This window comes from Rhodopseudomonas sp. B29, from assembly GCF_000333455.1.
In the GTDB taxonomy this organism is placed as follows: Bacteria; Pseudomonadota; Alphaproteobacteria; order Rhizobiales; family Xanthobacteraceae; genus Rhodopseudomonas.
Genome location: NZ_BADD01000265.1, coordinates 1 through 2,484 on the forward strand (window position 1 = coordinate 1; position 2,484 = coordinate 2,484).

Below are 2,484 nucleotides of genomic sequence, written 5' to 3' on the forward strand. Positions count from 1 at the left end.
ACCGACAGCCCGATAATGGCGCCGACCGCGACTTCCAGGACGCGGTCGACCGCAGAGGTCAACGGATCGACCTTGGTGATGGTCGGCACCAGCAGCACGATCACCACCGTCACGGTGGCGACGCTGAAGCGCGGCTTGGCTGCCGCGATCAAGGCGACCGGCGCGACCGCCAGCACCAGCACGGCGAGCAGCGCCGCTTCGCTCGAATGCGGAATCAGGATCGTGATGGCGCCGCCATAGATCGCGCCGCCGATGGTCCCGACCAGATAATCACCGGCGACCTTCAACGAACCGCCGACGCTGGATTGCGTGACAATAAGCGCCGTCAGCACCGCCCACAGCGGCAGCCGCAGATGTAGGGCCTGAGCCACTCCGAGCGCCAACACCGCCGCCATGGTCAGGCGCAGCGCCAGCCCCCAAGGCAACCGAGGAATTCGCAGGCGAGAAGAGCTGAACATTCGTCTTCACAAGATCATTGTCGCCGCGGTCGACGCGGCTGCGCGAATGGCTGACAGAGCATGTTGGCGCGACTTCGGCAAATCCGGACAAACCGCAAGGCCGCCTGCGCTGCGCACGGCTTGAACCCCCGCGGGCGGGCGCCTAACGTGCGCGCAACCCAGGAGACAAGATGGCCGAAGAAACCGCCACACTCGCCGGCTATGTGGCCGCGCTACGCTACGACGACATCCCCGAAAAGGTGCTGGCACGTGCCAAGCTGTTGACGCTCGACTTCCTCGGCAGCGCGATCCGCGCGCGGCAGGAAGCAGAGTCGACGCCGGCGCTGTTGGCTACGCTGAAGGCGCTGTCGCTCGATCAGGACGGTCGCGCGACGGTGTTCGGCGACGACAGGCGCTGGACCCCTGCGGTCGCCGCGCTGCTCAATGGCGCACTCGGTCATTCGCTGGATTTCGACGACACCCATGCCGATTCCTCGTTGCATCCTTCGGCGCCCGTCGTGCCGGCCGCCTTCGCGGTCGGCGAACTGGTCGGCGCGTCGGGCCGCGACGTGCTGACCGCGATCGTGGCCGGCTATGAGGTGTGCTGCCGGCTCGGCAACGCGCTCGACCCGACCTCGCACTATGCCCGCGGCTTTCATCCGACCGCGACTGCCGGCACCTATGGAGCCGCGGCAGCGGCCGCCAAGCTGCTCGGCCTGCCGGCCGAGCGCATCATCGCGGCGTTCGGCGTCTCCGGCAGCCAGGCTGCTGGTTCGTTGCAGTTCCTCGTCAATGGCGCCTGGAACAAGCGCTATCAGGTCGGCGCTGCGGCGATGAATGGCGTCATCGCCGCGACGCTGGCGCAGAATGGCTTCGTCGGCGCAACGGAATCCGTCGAGGGCATTCACGGCCTACTGGTCGGCTACACCGATACGCCGCATCACGACAAAGCCGTTGCAGGGCTGGGCACGGTCTACGAAACGATGAAGATCGGCGTGAAGCCGTATCCGAGCTGCCGCTACACCCATGCGGCGATCGATGCGCTGATTGCGCTGCGCCGCGAGCATAATCTCACGCCCGATCAGGTCACGCGCGTCGAGATCGGTCTGCATCAGAACGGCATCACTCTGACCGGCGATGCGCCGACCAAGCGCCACCCGCGCTCGATCGTCGGCGGTCAGTTCTCGATGTTCTTCACCGGCGCGCTCGCGCTCGAACAGGGCAGCTTCGGCTGGGACGACTACACCCGCCTCGGCGACGCGGCGATCGACGCGCTCGCCGACAAGTTCGACGTCGTCCGCGACCAGCGCCTGGAAGGCAAGACGCATCCCTTCGGTGCACGGGTGGCGGTGACGACGGCCGGCGGCACGCACGAGCGCATCCACGCCGATCCGTCCGGCGAGCCGGATTCCTTCCCGACCGACCAGGCAATGATGCAGAAATTCCTGCAGCTCGCGCGCCCGGTGCTGGACGGACGGGCCCAAGCCTTTGCGGAAGCGATGCTGGGACTGGAACGGCACGAGCGGCTGGAGGCCGTCAGTGCTCTGGCGCGCCGATAAGCGGTATTGACATAGACCTTGTTGGCTGCAAAAGAGACGTCCACGTCGGCGCGCCCAAGAAGCGTCCCGACGTGGAGCTTGGGCGCGTTGTCCTGTCCAGCTCCAAGCAGCTTCCGAATGCTGGCTGCGGGCGGATTGACGACTCTTGCTGCGGGCTGCACCGGATATGTGAGGGGAGAAAGATCCGCCCTCGCCCCGGAATCCGCTCCAGAAGACCCTAGGATGAGTACCTCCGCGTTCAAATAATCGCGGCTGGTGGAAAGCACCGTGTTGATCAGCTCGAGGTTCTGTTCGGCCAGTTCCTGTGCGGCCTCGGCAGGGAAGAAAGGGTTGTGCCGATCGATCGAGACGATCCGCCCCCAAATGATCGCGTCTTCGTGCTTGCGGCTGTCATCCGGGATTTTGGACAACGTCGCGACGATGTCGCCGACCTTGGCGCGGAGGCTGCGCAGGATAAAGCGGTAGCTATCGGTCGAAGTATTGCCGAC

2 protein-coding genes are annotated in these 2,484 nt (G+C 65.8%); one reads left to right on the top strand and one right to left on the bottom strand.

Features of this window, described 5'->3' with window-relative positions; genetic code table 11:
- Positions 1 to 458: FUSC family protein (locus tag I5M_RS09685; RefSeq protein WP_031335976.1), on the bottom strand; the 458-nt coding region annotated here is incomplete at its 3' end.
- A 170-nt stretch (positions 459 to 628) separates the two neighbouring features.
- Between I5M_RS09685 and I5M_RS09690 the strand changes: the two genes are divergently transcribed.
- A complete protein-coding gene (locus I5M_RS09690; protein ID WP_022721220.1) occupies positions 629 to 1,996 on the top strand; it encodes an MmgE/PrpD family protein in 1,368 nt (455 codons plus the stop codon).
- Positions 1,997 to 2,484: the final 488 nt, after the last annotated feature.

Coding starts and splice junctions, on each gene's coding strand:
- I5M_RS09690 (WP_022721220.1), top strand. CDS start 629: ATGGCCGAAGAAACCGCCACACTCGCCGGCTATGTGGCCGCGCTACGC.